At 61.5% G+C, this 18,156-nt stretch carries 9 protein-coding genes, 1 pseudogene and 2 riboswitches; of the genes and pseudogenes, 6 read left to right on the top strand and 4 right to left on the bottom strand.

Going from position 1 to position 18,156, the window contains the following annotated elements:
* Positions 1 to 976, top strand: a 976-nt coding sequence (locus DBR30_RS17075) for a 3-phenylpropionate MFS transporter (RefSeq protein WP_108588447.1), incomplete at its 5' end; no start/stop codon positions are given.
* Between the two features lie 77 nt (positions 977 to 1,053).
* Here DBR30_RS17075 and DBR30_RS17070 read toward each other — a convergent pair.
* From DBR30_RS17070 to DBR30_RS17060, 3 genes are read right to left on the bottom strand one after another with little or no spacing between them, the layout of a single operon-like run.
* A complete protein-coding gene (locus DBR30_RS17070) occupies positions 1,054 to 2,271 on the bottom strand; it encodes a hypothetical protein (protein WP_108541476.1) in 1,218 nt (405 codons plus the stop codon).
* Between the two features lie 7 nt (positions 2,272 to 2,278).
* Entirely contained in the window at positions 2,279 to 2,488 is a 210-nt protein-coding gene (locus tag DBR30_RS17065; protein WP_108541477.1) for a helix-turn-helix domain-containing protein, read from the bottom strand.
* Between the two features lie 7 nt (positions 2,489 to 2,495).
* Entirely contained in the window at positions 2,496 to 3,119 is a 624-nt protein-coding gene (locus DBR30_RS17060) for a DUF2975 domain-containing protein (protein ID WP_108588446.1), read from the bottom strand.
* A 226-nt stretch (positions 3,120 to 3,345) separates the two neighbouring features.
* On the opposite strand from DBR30_RS17060, the gene DBR30_RS17055 reads away from it, so the two are divergent.
* Together DBR30_RS17055 and DBR30_RS17045 are read left to right on the top strand one after the other, a co-directional pair.
* Positions 3,346 to 6,801 (top strand): hybrid sensor histidine kinase/response regulator, encoded by a 3,456-nt coding sequence (locus tag DBR30_RS17055; protein ID WP_108541478.1) that lies wholly within the window; start codon positions 3,346 to 3,348, stop codon positions 6,799 to 6,801.
* A 234-nt stretch (positions 6,802 to 7,035) separates the two neighbouring features.
* Positions 7,036 to 7,123, top strand: a riboswitch (cyclic di-GMP riboswitch).
* Between the two features lie 102 nt (positions 7,124 to 7,225).
* Positions 7,226 to 9,820 carry a glycosyl hydrolase family 18 protein gene (locus DBR30_RS17045; RefSeq protein ID WP_108541479.1) on the top strand — a complete coding sequence of 865 codons (2,595 nt, stop codon included), beginning with the start codon at positions 7,226 to 7,228 and terminating at the stop codon, positions 9,818 to 9,820.
* 126 nt (positions 9,821 to 9,946) lie between these two features.
* Here the strand turns inward: DBR30_RS17045 and DBR30_RS17040 are convergent, their stop codons facing one another.
* On the bottom strand, positions 9,947 to 11,182 hold the full coding sequence (locus DBR30_RS17040) for a sensor domain-containing diguanylate cyclase (RefSeq protein WP_108541480.1): 1,236 nt from the start codon (positions 11,180 to 11,182) through the stop codon (positions 9,947 to 9,949).
* Between the two features lie 315 nt (positions 11,183 to 11,497).
* Positions 11,498 to 11,585: riboswitch (cyclic di-GMP riboswitch) on the top strand.
* 99 nt (positions 11,586 to 11,684) lie between these two features.
* On the opposite strand from DBR30_RS17040, the gene DBR30_RS17035 reads away from it, so the two are divergent.
* From DBR30_RS17035 to DBR30_RS22450, 3 genes and pseudogenes are all read left to right on the top strand, one after another.
* The gene (locus DBR30_RS17035; protein WP_108541481.1) at positions 11,685 to 14,297 is read left to right on the top strand and encodes a glycosyl hydrolase family 18 protein; all 2,613 of its coding nucleotides are present in this window, start codon (positions 11,685 to 11,687) and stop codon (positions 14,295 to 14,297) included.
* A 73-nt stretch (positions 14,298 to 14,370) separates the two neighbouring features.
* The gene (locus DBR30_RS17030) at positions 14,371 to 17,352 is read left to right on the top strand and encodes a M66 family metalloprotease (RefSeq protein ID WP_308810878.1); all 2,982 of its coding nucleotides are present in this window, start codon (positions 14,371 to 14,373) and stop codon (positions 17,350 to 17,352) included.
* Positions 17,353 to 17,431: 79 nt separating this feature from the next.
* Positions 17,432 to 18,156: pseudogene (locus DBR30_RS22450) on the top strand (chitinase); the annotation flags it as partial.

The raw sequence follows: 18,156 nt of genomic DNA, 5'->3' as shown, positions 1-18,156 counted from the left end.
GATCAAGGGGGCGGGCCATCTGCTGCCGGTTACCCGCTTGCTCTCCCTGCTCAGTTTGCTGGCGTTTCTCGGCTTCTATCTCAGTCATAACCTCTGGTGGCTGGTGGGCTTGACCCTGCTGGCGAACTTTATCTATCCGACCCTGATGCCGGTGGGGGAGGCGCTGGCGACCCGCATGGTGGTGCAGGCGCACCTCGATTACGGCAAGGTGCGGCTGTGCGGCTCCTTTGCCTTTATCGTTGCCTCTACTCTGGTGGGGGCGCTGGTGGGCAACTTCGGTAGTGACTGGATTTTGCACACCATGGTGGCGGGGCTGGTGCTGATGCTGCTGCTCAGCTGGCTGCCGCTCTATCCGGCGCCACAGGATAGTCAGGGCGAGCGGGCCAAGGCCTCTTTGTTGGCAACCCTGCGCAGCGCACCGGTGCGCCGTTTCCTGTTGCTGACGGCGTTGCTGCAGGGGAGCCACGCCGCCTATTACGGTTTCAGCGCTATCTACTGGAAGGCGCAAGGGTATAGCGGCACCATCATCGGCTATCTCTGGGCGCTCGGGGTGGTAGCGGAGATCTGCATGTTCGCCGCTGACAAGCGGTTCTTGCAGCGCTTTGGCGCCCAGAGCCTCTTTATCGCCGGTGCCATCGGTTGTGTGGTGCGCTGGGTATTGCTGGGGGCCTCGACCGAGCTGTGGGTACTGGTGCTGGGGCAACTGCTCCACTCGGTGACGTTTGGCATGAGCCATCTGGGGGCGGTGCGCTTCATGACTCGCCAGCTACCAGCCGAGCAGTTGATCCCGACCCAGGCGCTCTATGCGGCCCTTGGCCTCGGTATGACGGTGGCGGCCCTGATGGCACTTTGCGGCGTGCTGTTCGAGCCTCTCGGCGGCGGCATCTTCTTCCTGATGGTGCTGGTGGTGTTGCCGGTGTTCTTCCTGCGGCTGCGACCCTTTGCGCCGTCTGCGCAGGAGAGTGCTCCGGCCTGATACAGCTCTGTCTGAATCATCACCTGGAAAAAGGGAGAGCCACGGCTCTCCCTTTTTTGTTGCTGTGGTTTGCGGCGTTACTGCTGCTCGCCAAGATAGTGGCGGCTGAGTCGGCGCCAGGTATCCGAGCCGATGGTGCCTGCAATCAGCTCATTGGATGCGGCATCAAAGCGGCCATCCGGCAGCCAGCCCAATTGGGGCAATAGTTGCGCCAGCATCACGTCATTGTGTTGCAGCTCCCGCTCCAGCACTTCCCAGAAGGCGCTCCCTTTGACGTAAAAGAGCGGGTAGTAGGAGCGATCGCCCGCCATCACCTCGCGGGCCGCCCGATAGAGGCCGCTCTCGCTATGGGGCAGCTGTTTGCCCCGCTCGGCCAGCTCGTTGACTGCCGTGACCTGATGCAGCCGGAAGCGGCGCAGTGCCTTGATGGCGAGGTACTCGGCGAGGCTCTCGTTGACCCAGGTGGGTTGCGGCTCGGAGCGGCGAGCGCTGAGGATGTGTACCGCCTCGTGGGCCGAAGTGCGTAGCAAGCGCAAGGGGGCCTGTGGCGTCGGTTTGCCATTCATGGTGGGGTAGTTGGCGACAAACACCTGATCTCCGGCGGCGCCGCCGAGGGAGCGGGTCGCCACATCCCGCCCCAGCCACACCAGTTGCCACGGGTGAGTGGGTGGAGCCACATCGAGCTGGAAGGCCAGATAGTCGATGATCTCATTCAGTTGCTGCTGCAAGGCCGGCAGATCGAGCTGATTGGCGGTCTCGTCATGGCTCAGCACCAGCCGCGGCTCCGGCTTGGTGACGGGCACAGTTTGCAGACCAAACGGCAGGATCAGCGGCGGCTGGTTGACATCTGGCAGCGATTGGCAACTGCCATCCGGCAGACAGACCTCCCCTCGGCGGCTCCCAAGCTGGCGCACCAGATTGCCCCATTCGGTCAATAGCCACTGGTTGGGGGCAAACAACAGCGACTGTTGGGCCGAGGCATCAGCACCCACAGTCGGAGCCGTTGTGAGCGTGATCTGCCAGCCGATCTCTTTGCAAGAGAAGGGCTGGTTGAGGGCAACCGGCTGGTTGTCTGCAAGGCAGACCAGCGCGGGTGAAACCGGCGCGGTACTGCCAGGCAACTGGCGGGCGGGGAGTAGGGTAAAAGGGGGCTTGCCATGCATGGTGAGGCGCACTTGCAGCACATTGGCGCTGGCGCCCTGCTCGATAAGGTAGCGGGGGCCGCTCGCGCCATCGGCGGCGCAGGCCCACAGCGGCAGCAGCCACAGGGCAAACAGGGTGATATGACGACTCATAAGGGGGTTAGCGCTCCTGCTCGTAGCCCAGCAGATCGCCGGGCTGACATTTAAGTTCACGGCAGATGGCCTCCAGGGTGGAGAAGCGCACCGCCTTGGCGTGGCCATTCTTGAGGATCGAGAGGTTGGCCTCGGTGATGTCGATGCGCTGGGCCAGCTCGCGGGCGGTCATCTTGCGCTCGGCCAGCAGGGCATCGAGCTGGATGATGATAGGCATAGGATCCTCACACCGTCAGTTGCTGTTCGTCGGCCAGCAGTTTGGCCTCGCGCATGACCAGTGCCAGCGCCAGTACGATCAGTCCCGCCAGCAGTAGCCGGAAATCGGATGAGCTGATGGAGACGGAGCCATGTATCTCGGGTCCGCTCATGGTGAGGACGGTATCGAGCAAGGGGGTCTGGATCAGCTCGACGAGGAAGGAGACGCAGAGCAGCACTCCGATCTGCCGGTAGCGGCGGATCTGCTCGAAGGTGAACAGCAGGCCGTGGCGGTAGCCGCGAAACAGTTGGCGCAGTTGCCACAGCATCAGCATGAAGACCAGATCTGGCAACAACTGCACCAGGGTGCCGAGCAGTCGGTTGGCGGTACGCAGCGGATAGTCGGCAATGGTAAGAGGCGGCTCTGGGAAGAGGTCGAGGGACGGCGTTTCACCATTGGCCAGCGGCACGCCATTGAGAATGTGCGAGCCGCTGCTGTGGATGATCTGGTTGAGCTCCTCTTGCAGCAGGTCATTGCCGCCAAACAGGTGGGACCAGGTCTCCATCAGGGTAATGGTGGGGGTGGCGAGCAGGGCAAACAGCAGCAGCCACTCGATCAGCACGCTCAGGCGTTCGAGTTTGGTCGTTCTCATCATGAACCTCATGGTGGGGGGGCCATCTCGCTGGCGAAATGGCTTGGAGTTTATTGTTTATCAATATGTATATGGGCGAATGTTTATCGTTTTACGATATTCAGTCAAGGCAAAACTTATTGAAAAACGATAATTTCAATCTGTCCGAAGGGGATGACTTTTGGCTGCTGCCTCTCTAGACTGGCGAGGTTGTATACAAAAACTCAACATGGACAAGGGGTTATCGATGAACCAGGGATGGCTGCTGATCGGATTGTCGCTCATCTATCTGGGGCTGCTGTTTCTGATCGCCTTCGTGGCAGACAAGTACAAACGGCACCGTCTCAAGGGGCAACCGCTGCTCTACAGCCTGTCGCTGGCTGTCTACTGCACCTCCTGGACCTTCTTCGGCACCGTGGGGCAGGCGAGTGAATCCCCCTGGTCGCCGGTGCCCATCTACCTTGGCCCCATGCTGGTCTTTCTATTTGGCTGGCGGCTGCTGGCCCGCCTTATTCTGGTGGCGAAGCGCGAGCACATCACCTCCATCGCCGACTTTATCGCCGCCCGTTACGGTAAATCCCAGCGGCTCGCCATGGTGATCGCCCTCATCGCCATCATGGGGATCCTCCCCTATCTGGTGTTGCAGCTCAAAGCCATCGTCACCGGGCTGGATCTGCTGATGGTCAACAGCGGCGGCATCAGCCCGACCAGCAATACCAGCGAGTTGGCGCTCGGGGTTACTCTGCTGCTGGCGCTGTTCAGCATCCTGTTCGGTACCCGCCATCTCGATGCCACCGAGCACCACAGGGGGATGGTGGTGGCCATCGCTTTCGAATCGGTGGTCAAATTGCTGGCCTTTATCGCGGTGGGGGGGTTTGCCCTCTGGCTGATCCTGAGCAAACCGGGCGAGGCTCACGAGCAGGTGACCCGCGACTTTTTTGCACAGGTGGTGGCGGTGAGCCCCGGCAACCTGCTGGAGCTTGCCATCTATACGGTGCTGGCGATGTGCGCCGTCATCTGCCTGCCGCGCCAGTTTCATGTGACTGTGGTGGAGAACAATCAGGGGCAGGATCTGCACTGGGCGCGCTGGATCTTCCCGCTCTACCTGTTCGTGATGGGGCTCTTTATCTGGCCGCTGGCGCTGGCGGGCAAACAGTGGGTGGGGGCTGACATGGCCTCCGACACCTATGTGATCAGCCTGCCGATGGCCCTCGGTTTCGATGGCATGGCGATGCTGGCGTTTCTCGGCGGCACCTCGGCTGCCACCGGCATGGTGATCGTCTGTACCATAGCGCTGGCGATCATGGTGAGCAACGATCTGGTGCTGCCGGTGCTGCTGCGCCGCTTCTGGCGGCAGGGACGCGACGAGCGGCTGGTGCGGCTGCTGTTGCAGGTGCGCCGTGGCGCCATCCTGCTGATCCTGCTGGCGGCCTGGGGGCTCTACCTGTGGCTCGGCGATCTCACCAGCTTGTCGCGCATCGGCTATCTCTCCTTTGGCGCGGTGGCACAGTTTGCGCCAGCCCTGCTGCTCGGCCTCTACTGGCGCCACGGCAATCGCAAGGGGGTCTATCTTGGGTTGAGCCTCGGAGTGAGCCTCTGGTTCGTCACCCTGCTGGTGGAGAGTGGCTTGCTGGCGGACTCGCCCTTGGCCGAGCTGCTGGCGCCGCCGGACTGGCCCGCGTTTCGCGAGCTGAGTCTCGGGGCCTGGTGCATCTTCCTGAGCCTGCTCTTCAACCTGCTCGGCTATATGGCTGGTTCCTTGCTATCGCGCCCTGCGGTGAGCGAGCGGCTGCAGGCGGCCAACTTTGTCGGCAAGCCGAGCCGCGATACCGCCGCCCTCTATCAGGCGCGGGTCTCGGTCAAGGAGCTGGAGATGCTGGCGGCCCGCTTTGTCGGCTCAAGCCGGGTCAAGCGCGCCTTTGGTCGCTTCGCCGGAGAGCGGGGCGGCACCCTTGCGCCACAGATGCAGGCTTCGGCCGAGCTTATCGCCCACACCGAGCGGCTGCTGGCGGGGGTGTTTGGTACCTCGTCGGCACGGCTGGTGCTTGCCTCTGCCCTGCAGGGGCGCAACATGCAGCTTGAGGAGATCGCCACCATAGTCGATGAGGCCTCCGACGTGTTTCGCTTCAACCGCGGCCTGCTGCAGGGGGCGATCGAGCATATCGGGCAGGGGATCTCGGTGGTGGACAGGGAGCTTCGGCTGGTGGCCTGGAACCGCCGCTACATCGAGCTGTTCCACTATCCGCCGGGGCTTATTCAGGCTGGGCGTCCCATCGAGGAGATCATCCGCTACAACGCCCAGCAGGGACTCTGTGGCCCCGGTGATATCGAGGATCACGTGGCGCGGCGGGTCGCCTTTATGAAGCGGGGCAGCGCCCATATCTCGGCGCGGGAGCGCCCGGATGGGCGGGTGATCGAGATGCAGGGCAACCCCATGCCCGCCGGCGGTTTTGTCATGACCTTTACCGACATCACGCCGTTTCGCGATGCGGAGCGGGTGCTGCGCGAAGCGAACGAACATCTGGAGGCTCGGGTGGCCGAGCGCACCCGTGAGCTCTCCGAACTCAACCGCCAACTATTGCTGGTGAACCAGCAGGTGGAGCGGGCCAATCAATCCAAGAGCCGTTTTCTGGCGGCGGTCAGCCACGATCTGACCCAACCCCTTAATGCCGCCAAGCTGTTTACCTCCTCCCTGCTGGAGATGTTGCCCGATGCTGGCGAGCAGGCCCGCATCGCCCGCCATATCGACGATGCGCTGGGGGCGACCGAGGATCTCATCACCGATCTGCTCGATATCTCGCGGCTCGAAGCGGGCAAGTTCAAGGCCAAGAAGCTCGACTTTGCCCTGCGCGATCTGCTCGACAACCTCAAGGCGGAGTTTGGCGTGCTGGCGCAGGCGGGGGGGATCCACTTTTCGGTGGTGGAGAGCAAGCACGCGGTGCACAGCGATGTGCGGTTGCTGCGCCGGGTGCTGCAGAACTTCCTCACCAATGCGTTTCGCTACAACCCGGGCGGCCGGGTGCTGCTTGGTTGCCGCCGGATGGGGGATAAGATCCGCATCGAGGTATGGGACAACGGCCCCGGCATCCCGCAGGACAAGCAGGAGGCGATCTTCGACGAGTTCTCCCGTCTCGATCACTCCCGTACCGCCAAGGAGCAGGGGCTGGGTCTGGGGCTTGCCATCGCCCGTGGCATCTCGCAGGTGCTCGGTCATCAGCTCACATTGCAGAGCTGGCCGGGCAAGGGATCGGTCTTTGCGGTGACCCTCAATCTGGCGACCCGGCCGGTTACGGCCCATCAGCTGGCGGCGCCGGTGGTGCGTGACAGCCAGCTGGAAGGTGTAGCCGTGCTCTGCATCGACAACGAGCGGGACATTCTGACCGCCATGAGCACCCTGCTTGGCCGTTGGGGCTGCGAGGTGCGCTGCGCCGTCGATCTGGCCGAAGCCGAGGTGCTGGTGACAGACGGGTTTGTGCCGCGTCTGGTGCTCTCTGACTACCACCTCGACGACGGCAAGACCGGGTTGGAGGCGCTCGCTGCCCTGCAACGGGTGTGTGGCGACGAGCTGGGGGGCATCATCATCAGTGCCGATCGCAAGAGCGAGTTGCAGGCGCAGATCCGCGAGCGGGGGTATGGCTACATCAGCAAACCGGTCAAACCGCTCAAATTGCGGGCCCTGATGAACAGCCTGCTGCTGCGCTAGCCGCATCCGGAGCGGCAAGCCGTGAACCGGCTCACAAAACCGCGCAATGATCCTCTGGCCCGTGGTCATGGATGAATGCCGAAAACAGAGATTTATTGGCGAAGATCTCTTCATCTTCCAGCGCAATCGCCGCCAGTTACAGTATTGGCTTGCCACTGTCGTTCAACGCCGACAGTGGCAGACTGGATTGGCTCACTCTATAGTCGGGATGCGATTTTTTGCATCGCAAATGAAGTAACCGAAGGGCAAACCGATCGCGAGATCGGGACGCAAAGCTTCCGGTCCAGGGATGAGCCGTACTTGAGATAGCGGGGCCACCACAGGTTGTTGTGCACCTTTGCCAAGAGGCCGCACTGCCGTCTGCGTTACCTGTCAGGGCGTAGCCCTTTTCGTTGCCAACATAACGAAATAGGGAAATATAAAAATGCTAAGTCCAAAGCCTACCATGCTGGCCCTTGCGGTCGGTCTGTGCTGCGCCTCGTCTGTTTATGCTGCGGCGCCCGGCAAGCCGACCATCGGATGGGGCCCCACCAAGTTTTCCATCGTTGAAGTCGATCAGGCGGCCACTGCCTACAACAATCTGGTCAGGGTAAAGGATGCCGCCGATGTGGAGGTGAACTGGAACCTCTGGAGCGGCGATCTGGGCCAGAGTGCCAAGGTACTGCTCAATGGTCAGGAGGTGTGGTCCGGCCCCTCGGCCGCATCGGGCAGCGCCAAATTCAAGGTGAAGAAAGGGGGGCGCTACCAGATGCAGGTGGCGCTGTGCAACGCCGATGGCTGTACCCTCTCTGATGCCAAGGAGATCGTGGTCGCCGATACCGACGGCAGCCATCTGGCACCACTCAAGGCGCCACTGCAGGAGAACAACAAGCCTTACGCCAACAAGTCGGGCAAGGTGGTGGGGACTTACTATGTGGAGTGGGGGGTCTATGGCCGCAAGTTTACGGTGGACAAGATCCCGGCCCAGAACCTGACCCATATCCTCTATGGTTTCACCCCCATCTGCGGCGGGGATGGCCTCAACGACAGCCTCAAGGAGATCGAAGGGAGCTTCCAGGCGCTGCAGCGGGCGTGTGCCGGCCGGGCGGACTTCAAGGTGGCGATGCACGATCCCTGGGCCGCCATCCAGATGCCGCAAGGCAGCCTCACCGCCCATGACGAGCCCTACAAGGGCAACTTTGGCGCCCTGATGGCGCTCAAGCAGGCCTATCCGAACCTCAAGATCCTCCCCTCGGTCGGCGGCTGGACCCTCTCCGACCCCTTCTATTTCCTCGGTGATAAAACCAAGCGCGATGTGTTTGTCGGCTCGGTGAAAGAGTTCCTGCAGACCTGGAAGTTCTTCGACGGTGTGGATATCGACTGGGAGTACCCGGGCGGACAGGGTGCCAACCCGAAACTGGGTAGCCCGAGTGATGGTGCCACCTATGTGGCCCTGATGAAGGAGCTGCGGGCCATGCTCGACGAGCTGGAGGCCGAGACTGGTCGCCAGTATGAGCTCACTTCCGCCATTGGAGCGGGGGGCGACAAGATCCAGGATGTGGACTACAAGGCGGCCCAGCCCTATATGGACCACATCTTCATGATGACCTACGACTACAACGGCGCATGGAGCAATACCGAGCTGGGCCACCAGACCAACCTCTATGCAGCGAGCTGGGACCCCGCAACCAAGTACACCACCGACAAGGCGGTGAATCAGCTGCTGGCGCAGGGGGTTGAACCGGGCAAGCTGGTGGTCGGGGCCGCCATGTATGGCCGTGGCTGGACCGGGGTGAGCGGTTATCAGGGCAACAACCCCTTCACCGGCAAGGCGACCGGCAAGGTGAAAGGCACCTGGGAGGACGGGGTGGTGGATTACCGCGACATCGTCAACAATCGGATGGGGGCTGGCTGGGAGAAGAGCTATGACGAGGTGGCCGAGGCGCCCTATCTGTTCAAGGCGGCGACCGGCGACCTCATCACCTATGACAACGAGCGCTCGGTCAAGGCCAAGGGGCAGTATGTGCTGGCCAACAAGCTCGGTGGCCTCTTCTCCTGGGAGATCGACGCCGACAACGGCGACATCCTCAATGCCATGCACGAGGGGTTGGGCCACGGCGAGGGGACGACTCCACCAGCCAACAAGCCGCCGCTGGCCAACGCGGGCAGTGACCTCAAGGTGACCGGCCCTACCGAGGTGACGCTGGATGGTTCGGCCTCACACGATCCGGAAAACAGCGCGCTCAGCTACAGCTGGAAGCAGATCTCCGGCCCGCAGGCTGCCCTGCTTGATGCCACTCAGGCCAAGGCCCGTGTTGTACTCGATGCCGTGTCCGCCGACATCAATCTGGTGTTCGAGCTGACGGTGACCGATGACCAGCAGTTGAGTGCCAAGGATCAGGTTGTTGTCACCAACAAGGCGCCGCAGGCCAATCTGGCGCCTGTGGTGAGTGTACCTGCCACGGCCTCTGTGGAGGCGGGCAAGCAGGTGACCATCAAGGCGACCGCCTCTGATCCGAACGGTGATCCCCTGACCTATCAGTGGAGCGTGCCGGCAGGCATCACCGCAACGGGCCAGAACAGCGCCACTCTGGTAGTCACCGCCCCGAGCGTCACCAGCGACACCGGCTATGACCTCAGCGTCACCGTCTCCGACGGCGGGCTGGATGCCAGCGCGGCAACCCGTCTGACGGTCAAACCGGCCAGCAGCGGCGGTGGTTGCACGGCGACCGATCCGGATGCGGCCAACTGGCCAGTCTGGAAAGCGGCCAGCACCTATAACAGCGGCGACAAGGTGAGCCACAACCAGCTGGTGTGGCAGGCCAAGTACTGGACCCAGGGCAACGAGCCGAGCCGCACCGCGGATCAGTGGTTGCTGGTGAGCAAGGTGCAACTGGGTTGGGATGCCAATGTGGCCTACAACGGTGGCGAGCTCACCACCCATAACGGCCGTCAGTGGAAGGCGCAGTACTGGACCAAGGGTAATGAGCCCGGCAAACACGACGTCTGGCAGGATGTGGGGGCCGCCAGCTGTAAATAAGCATTGAATGGTGGCGGGGCATGCCGGTCATGCCCCATTTTTTCCCCCGCTTAGCCAAATCTTGGCGGGCCTGCCAACCGGTTTCCCCCAGCTTCTCTCGTGTCCCTGCAAAGTGCTCACTCCTGCCTAGTGATTAATGTTCTCCCCGATAGCTGGCATCTGTGCCGCACGCTGCTCTTTGTGGTAGCGCTTGTGTTGGTACATGTCGGCATCGGCTCTGGCAAACGCAGCGGCAAAGTCGCCGCGATAGGGGGCCATCCCCATGCTGCACGAGATAGTGGGGGAGGCGCTGGCCAGCATGGTCGTCAGCCCAGCCATCGCCTGTTGCAGCTCGGTCGGTGTCATAGTAGTGAGCAGCACAAACTCATCCCCGCCGAAGCGGGCGGCAATCACCCCCTGACCGAAGTGCTGGCGTATGCCATCTGCGAGAAGGCGCAGGGCCTGATCACCGGCCAAATGGCCACTGCTGTCATTGAGCTGCTTGAGATTATCCATGTCGATCAGCAGCAGGGTGCCTTCCGGCTGCCCCTGCAGAGCGAGTTCGAATTGCTGTCGATTGGCGAGCCCGGTCAGCTGGTCGGTATTGGCCAGCTGATAGATGCGGCGGGACTGCTGATAGATGGTGATGGCGTGGCGAATATCCCGCGCCAGGATCGCCATCAGGTGGCTGTCGTAGCGGGTAAAGGCATTACGTTTGCTGCTGTCCATATTGATCATGCCGTAGAGCTGACCATCGATATGGATCGGGGTCGCCAGCGTGGCCTGGATGGGCAGGTCGGTGCAGTTGACCAGCAGCTCTCTGTCCTGTTCGGACAGGGGCATGGTGGCATTTATCTTCGACAGGTCGTTGATCAGCAGTGTTTTGTTGCAGCGCCCCTGAGTCAGCTTGTACTGAAAGGTGTGCTCCAGCGGCAGATTGATCCGCCGCAGTTTCACCAGATCCATGCCGATGGCCGCTTCATACCTCAACATGCCTGTGCCCGGCAGCAGCTTGATCAGGCAGCCCATCTCGGCCCCCGGGATCAACATCACTGCTCGTCTGAGCAGATCCTCCAGAAAGGCCTCTTCGGTCTGGTATTGCGCCGAGTTGCGGGCCAGTTCGGCGGTGGTTTCGTTGATCTTGAGCGCCTCACTCAGATGCTGCCACTGGCGGTGCAGATGGTAGCGGTAGTGGCGATAGAGCCAGAAGGTGCAGACAAGGTAGCTCTGGACTAGCAAGGTGCTGGCAAGCGGCGCCCTTTGCCAGCCATTGAGGCTGTTGATAAGCCAGATCATCCCGGCCAGTGGCAAGGCATAAATCGTCAAACGAACAAATTTGTCGTATCTGGATAACCGGGTGCGTGAGGGCAATTCGCTGGGCATGAAGACACCTGCTGGCCATGCAAAGCGGCGATTATAAATTCATTAGTTGCGATACAGATGGGTCTTTTGTCGCATATTGTTCTTACTCATTGATTTTTCTCAATTTGGTGTGATGCAGATCAAAAAAATGGTGTGAGGTATCTGGTTGGAGGTGATGAGATTATGTCTGCATATCCGGCTGTTTTTTAAACATTAATTTCTTGAAAGTGGGTAATTGTCGGGGTTGGTAACTGGTGAGCTGGCAATGGTCCGATTTGCTTACTTATCAGAATTACCCTACAGTCAATCGGCGATTATTTATCGCCAGAAATAACGTTGTGACAAGGGCAAACCGATTGAAAAGTCGGGACGCAAAGCTTCCGGTCTAAGGGTCAAGACGACCTAGGATAGCGGGGCCACCACAGTAGAATGCAGGCTGCCTTTGCCAAGGGGTGGCCGTTTTTGTGTCACCTGTCGTGTTGCGTTGCCCTTTCGTTTTTCCAATAACGAAAAGGAAAGCAATATGCTAAGTCCAAAACCCGCACTGCTGGCCATGATGGTCGGCACCCTGCTCGCCTCCTCCGCCGCTTATGCGGCAGCTCCCGGCAAACCCGCCATCGGTTGGGGCCCCACCAAGTTTGCCATCGTCGAAGTCAGCCAGTCCGCGACCGCTTATAACGAGCTGGTCAAGGTGAAGGATGGCGCCGATGTGACCGTCACCTGGAATCTCTGGAACGGCGATATCGGCCAGAGTGCCAAGGTGCTGCTGGATGGCAAGGAAGTCTGGTCCGGTCCCTCTTCCGCCGCGGGTACCGCCACCTTCAAGGTGCACAAGGGGGGCCGCTATCAGATGCAGGTCGCGCTGTGCAACGGCGATGGCTGTACCCTGTCTGATGCCAAGGAGATCGTGGTCGCCGATACCGACGGCAGCCACCTCGCACCGCTCAAGCCTGCCCTGCAGGAGCACAACAAGCCTTACGTCAACAAGTCCGGCAAGGTGGTCGGCACCTACTATGTGGAGTGGGGGGTCTATGATCGCAACTTCACCGTGGACAAGCTGCCAGCCCAGAACCTGACCCATATCCTCTATGGCTTCACCCCGATCTGTGGCGGTGATGGCCTCAACGACAGCCTCAAAGAGATTGCCGGCAGCTTCCAGGCGCTGCAACGTGCTTGTGCCGGGCGCAAGGATTTCCAGGTCGCCATTCACGATCCCTGGGCCGCGCTGCAAAAAGGGCAGGGGTCACTGGTCGCCTGGGATGAGCCCTACAAGGGCAACTTCGGCAATCTGATGGCCCTCAAGCAGGCCTATCCGGACCTGAAGATCCTCCCCTCAGTCGGTGGCTGGACCCTCTCCGACCCCTTCTTCTTCATGCATGACAAGGCCAAGCGTGACGTGTTCGTCGCCTCGGTCAAGGAGTTCCTGCAGACCTGGAAGTTCTTCGACGGTGTCGATATCGACTATGAGTTCCCGGGCGGCGACGGTGCCAACCCCAATCTGGGGGACAAGACCAAAGATGGGGAAACCTATGTGCTGATCATGAAGGATCTGCGCGCCATGCTCGACGAGCTGGAGGCCGAGACCGGTCGCACCTATCAGCTCACCTCCGCCATCGGTGCCGGTTACGACAAGATTGAGGATGTGGATTACAAGGCTGCCCAGCAGTACATGGATCACATCTTCGTGATGAGCTACGACTACAACGGTGCCTGGAGCAATACCTCCCTGGGTCATCAGGCCAACCTCTATCAGGCTACCAACGGCTCGGCCAACAAGCGCTACAACACTGATGCCGCGGTACAGCAACTGCTGGCGCAGGGGGTCGATTCCGAGAAGCTGGTGATCGGTGCCGCCGCCTACGGTCGCGGCTGGAAAGGGGTGAGCGGCTATCAGGGCAATGATCCCTTCACCGGCACCGCCACTGGCAAGATCAAGGGCACCTGGGAAGATGGCGTGCTGGACTATCGCCACATCGTCAACAGCCATATGGGCGCAGGCTGGGAGTACAACTACGACGAGACCGCCGAAGCGGCCACCCTGTTCAAGCCCTCCACCGGTGAGCTGATCACCTATGACGATGAGCGCTCGGTCAAGGCGAAAGGCCAATATGTGCTGGCCAACAAGCTGGGCGGGCTCTTCTCCTGGGAGATCGATGCCGACAACGGCGACATCCTTAACGCCATGCACGAAGGACTCGGTCACGGTGAAGGGGTCACTCCGCCAGCCAACAAGCCGCCGGTCGCCAATGCGGGCAGCGATGTGGCGGTGACCGGCCCGACCGAGGTGACGCTGAACGGCTCCGCCTCCCACGACCCGGAAAATGGCACCCTCACCTATAGCTGGAAGCAGGTCTCCGGCCCGCAGGCCGCTCTGCTTGATACCACTCAGGCCAAGGCCCGGGTTGTACTCGATGCCGTGTCCGCCGACATCAATCTGGTGTTCGAGCTGACGGTGACCGATGACCATCAACTGACGGCCAGGGATCAGGTGGTGGTGACCAACAAGGCGCCGCAGCCCAACCTGCCTCCGGTGGTGACTTTGCCTGCCAGCGTCAAGGTGGAAGAGGGCAAGCAAGTGACCATCACCGCCAAGGCATCCGACCCCAACGACGACGAGCTGATCTACCAGTGGCAAGTGCCTGCCGGTATCACGGCGACCGGCCAGAACAGCGCCACCCTAGTGGTCACCGGCCCGGCGGTGGATACCGAAACCGGTTATGACCTCTCTGTGACCGTCTCCGATGGCGCACTCGATGCCAACGCGGCCACCCGTCTCACTGTCACGCCAGTCAACGAAGGCGGTGAGGGGGGCTCTTGCAACACCACAGATCCGGAAGCTGCGAATGTTCCCGCATGGCAGGCCAGCAAGGTCTACAACGGCGGTGACAAGGTGAGCCACAACCAGCTGGTATGGCAGGCCAAGTACTGGACTCAGGGTAATGAGCCGAGCCGCGCCGCCGATCAGTGGGCGCTGGTGAGTCAGGTTGATCTGGGTTGGAACGCAGCCGTTGCCTACAACGGCGGGGATCTCACCAACCACAACGGCCGTCAGTGGAAGGCCAAGTGGTGGACTCAAGGCAATGAGCCGGGCAAGCACGATGTCTGGCTGGATATCGGGGCAGCAAGCTGTAACTGAGGCCTCCTCACCGATGACGGGGCATGGCGACATGCCCCTCATTCCCGGTAGCAATATGAACGAGAACCCGACAATGACCACAAATGTGACCCGAATCGCTGCCCTCATCATGGCAACCCTGGCGGCTGGCACCCTGTCTGCCACCACCTCGCCCCTGATATTCAATGAGACGACACCGCAAAGCGATCTGGCGGGTAGCCTGGCTGCCAGCGTGCAGTTTGCCCAGAGCCAGATCCTGCCTTCCCCTCCCAAAGAGGGGGATCGCCAACCCATCCTGACCAGCCTGCGCAAGAGCCTGCTGCTGGTGCAACCGCTCCAGGCCGACGGGGTGACCCCCATGACAGTGGAGGCCCGTGACGGCAGCGGCAAGCTGCTTGGCACCCTGACCTTGTCGCCGCCATCGGCGCTGCCCGAGACGGTCTACCATCTCGCGGGGGTTCCCGAAGGCGGAGTGAGCTTCGTCCCGGAGAGCGGCAGCACTGCCGTCATCAGCAGCAGTGCTGATTTGGCCAAACTGAGCGACAAGAGCGGCGCCTTCCTCAAGGATCGGCTGACTGGTCGTGCGCTGGTGGAGATCCAGACCGCCGACGGCCGCTGGGTTCGGGATATCTACCTGCCCGTGAGCCCGGAGCTGGAGGGCAAGATGGTGCGGATCCGCTCCAGCGCCGGTTATAACTCGACGGCCTTTTATGGTGAGCGACAGGTGACCGTCTCCCGTGGCCAGACCCTGCAGTTCAAGTTTGCCAATGGGCAGTGGTTCCGCGAGGGGGAGCTGGAGAACAACCGCATCACCTATGCAGCGGATACCTGGAGCGGCGAGCTGCCCGCCGGGTGGATCCAGCCCGGACTGAACCTCTCCGTTCGTCAGGGCAATCTCAGTGGTGAACTGCGTGATATCAAGGTCGGCGCCCCCGGCGAGCTGCTGCTGCACACCATCGACATCGGCATGCTCACCACGCCACGGGATCGCTTTGCCTTTGCCAATGACAAGGAGGCCCATCGCGAATACTTCCAGACCATTCCGGCCAGCCGGTTGATCGTCAGTCAGTATGCACCGCTCTCCCTGCCTGAGGTGATGCTGCCCAACGGCACCTTGCTGACCGATTTTGACCCGAGCGAGGGGGGGTGGCATGGCGGCACCATGCGTCAGCGCATCGGCAAGGAGCTTATCTCCCACGGTATCGACAATGCCAACTACGGCATCAACAGCAGTGCCGGTGAAGGGGAGGGAAGCCATCCCTTTGTGGTGGCCCAGCTGACGGCGCACAACAGCCGCGGCAAGTATGCCAATGGGGTTCAGGTGCACGGTGGTTCCGGCGGCGGTGGCATCGTCACGCTGGATGATTCGCTGGGCAACGAGTTCAGCCACGAAGTAGGCCATAACTTCGGCCTTGGCCACTATGTGGATGGCTTCCGTGGCTCGGTTCATCGCAGTGCCGATCAGCTCAACTCCAGCTGGGGCTGGGACAGTGACAAACACCGTTTCATCCCCAACTTCTCGCCGACCCGCACCAATGAGGATGCCTGTCTGGATGGCCAGTGCCAGCCACCGTTCGATGGCCGCAAGTTTGGCTACGATGCGATGGCGGGTGGCAGCCCTCTCTCCGGCGCCAACCGTTTCACCCTATATACCCCCAATTCCGCCGCCATCATCCAGCGCTTCCTGGAGAGCAAGGCGGTGTTCGATGCCAACTCGGCCACCGGCTTTAGCAAGTGGAACAGTGCGACGGCCAGGATGGAGCCCTATCAGCACACAATCGAGGGGATCGAGAAGGTCGATGCACCCATGGATGCCCTGAGCGAGGCCGGACTGAGTGCCCTGCTGGCGGATTACGGCTTGGTCAGGGTCGCCATGTGGGACGGTCGCTGGACCCGTGATATCCGGGTGCCGGTTGCCTCTGCGGACAACCGGGGGCGCAGTCTGACCATCGATCACGGGGCCGGTTACAACAGTCGCCTCTTTATCAACGGCAAGGAAATTGTGGTGAACCGGGGCTTCAAGAAGAGCTTCACCTCGGATGGCCAGAGCTGGGTGGAGGTCTCCCCCATCGATACCAAGGTTGCGCGCAAGCCCGAGCAGTTCGGCGTGCCGGTGACCACTCTGGTGGGCTATTACGATCCGCAAGGAGCCCTGCGCAGTTACATCTATCCGGCACTGCACGGCGCCTATGGCTTCACCTACCCGGATGACAGCAGCACCCTGTCCGGCAATGACTGTCAGTTGCAGGTGGAGACCCGCGATGGTCTGCAGCGCTTCAGGCTGGCCAATCACAGAGCAGCCAGCAGCGTCATGAACAAGTTCCACATCAACCTGCCCACCGCCAGCGAGCCCGGCCGCGCCACCATCCAGTGCCGTGGCCAGACACTGGTACAGCAGAGCTTGCTGCCACCACAGCAGTCACTCTCCTTTACCGTCAACGGGCGGCCGCTGGAGCAGGGCGTGGTTGAGAACCAGCCTCCGGTAGTGACCGTACCGGCGCAGCTCGGCGGCATCGGCGGTGAGTGGCTGACCATTACTGCCGAGGCGAGGGATCCCGAGGGGGATGCACTCAGCTACCGCTGGCACTTCCCGGCTGGTTGGCAGGCGGACGGCGAGACCAGTGCCAACCTGCGTCTGTTACCGCCGGCTGTCACCACCAGCGAGCAGCATGAGCTGAGTGTGAGCGTCTCGGACGGGGTACATCAGAGTGAAGGGTGCGTCGTGCTGACGCTGGATCCCGTGGTCGACGGCTCTTGCAACACCATAGATCCGGAAGCGGCGAATGTTCCCACATGGCAGGCCAGCAAGGTCTATAACGGCGGCGACAAGGTGAGCCACAACCAGCTGGTATGGCGTGCCAAGTATTGGTCTCAGGGCAATGAACCGGGCCGCGCCGCCGATCAGTGGGCGCTGGTGAGTCAGGTTGATCTGGGCTGGAACGCAGCCGTTGCCTACAACGGCGGGGATCTCACCAACCACAACGGCCGTCAGTGGAAGGCCAAGTGGTGGACTCAAGGCAACGAGCCGGGCAAGCACGATGTCTGGCTGGATGTCGGGGCGGCAAGCTGCCCCTAGGTTGAGTCCATGATGAAGATGGCGGAGCCTGTTCAGGCGGGCTCTGCCTTTTGCCACAAAACCATAGAGAGCAAGAATAATGAAAAAAAACCGCATCCCCCTTCTGCTTGCCGGCATGATGCTGAGCGGCCACCTGTGGGCGGCCGAGGCATACGACATCAACAAATCCTATCCGGGCGGCAGCCAAGTCAATTACAACGGCCAGGTTTTTGAGGCCAAGTGGTGGGTCAACCCGGGTCAGACTCCCGGCATGGCGGCCGCCAATGAGTGGGATACCCCGTGGAAGCTTGTCGGCGAAGGGGAAGTGACCCCGCCGGACACCGGCGGCGATGACAAGCCCAATCCGCCGACGCCTACCCCGCCGGATGGCAGCACCACCCCCGTCTATATGAGCCAGGCCGAGCTGGATGCCAAAGAGAAGGCGCTGACCGACTTCCCGGCGATGGAAGCGGTCAAGGCCTCCATCGCTACCCGTGACAATCTGGTCGTAGAAGCTGTGCTGCCGGGCCGTGCCGACAACCCGGGCAACGTCAAGCGGGTCGAAAGCCTGCTGAGCGAGAGCCAGTTCAACTACCTCTTCCCGCTGCGCGCCCCCGAGTACACCTATCGCGGCCTGCTACAGGCTGCGGCCAAGTTCCCGGTCCTGTGCAGCGATTACAGCGATGGCCGCGATGCTGACGCCATCTGCCGCAAGACCCTGGCGACCATGTTCGCCCACTTCGCCCAGGAGACCGGCGGCCATGAAAACTGGCGCCCGGAGGCCGAGTGGCGTCAGGCGCTGGTCTACGTGCGCGAGATGGGATG

The organism is Aeromonas sp. HMWF017, from assembly GCF_003061465.1.
In the GTDB taxonomy this organism is placed as follows: domain Bacteria; phylum Pseudomonadota; class Gammaproteobacteria; order Enterobacterales; family Aeromonadaceae; genus Aeromonas; species Aeromonas veronii.
The sequence above is the reverse complement of the archived record's forward strand: the minus strand, read 5'-3'. Positions and strand labels throughout refer to the sequence as shown.

What these genes read in the sequence shown, in the direction of transcription:
- DBR30_RS17040 (WP_108541480.1), bottom strand. Translation starts at nt 11,182, where the DNA reads ATGCCCAGCGAATTGCCCTCACGCACCCGGTTATCCAGATACGACAAA.
- DBR30_RS17045 (WP_108541479.1), top strand. Translation starts at nt 7,226, where the DNA reads ATGCTAAGTCCAAAGCCTACCATGCTGGCCCTTGCGGTCGGTCTGTGC.
- DBR30_RS17030 (WP_308810878.1), top strand. Translation starts at nt 14,371, where the DNA reads ATGACCACAAATGTGACCCGAATCGCTGCCCTCATCATGGCAACCCTG.
- DBR30_RS17035 (WP_108541481.1), top strand. Translation starts at nt 11,685, where the DNA reads ATGCTAAGTCCAAAACCCGCACTGCTGGCCATGATGGTCGGCACCCTG.
- DBR30_RS17070 (WP_108541476.1), bottom strand. Translation starts at nt 2,271, where the DNA reads ATGAGTCGTCATATCACCCTGTTTGCCCTGTGGCTGCTGCCGCTGTGG.
- DBR30_RS17055 (WP_108541478.1), top strand. Translation starts at nt 3,346, where the DNA reads ATGAACCAGGGATGGCTGCTGATCGGATTGTCGCTCATCTATCTGGGG.
- DBR30_RS17060 (WP_108588446.1), bottom strand. Translation starts at nt 3,119, where the DNA reads ATGAGAACGACCAAACTCGAACGCCTGAGCGTGCTGATCGAGTGGCTG.
- DBR30_RS17065 (WP_108541477.1), bottom strand. Translation starts at nt 2,488, where the DNA reads ATGCCTATCATCATCCAGCTCGATGCCCTGCTGGCCGAGCGCAAGATG.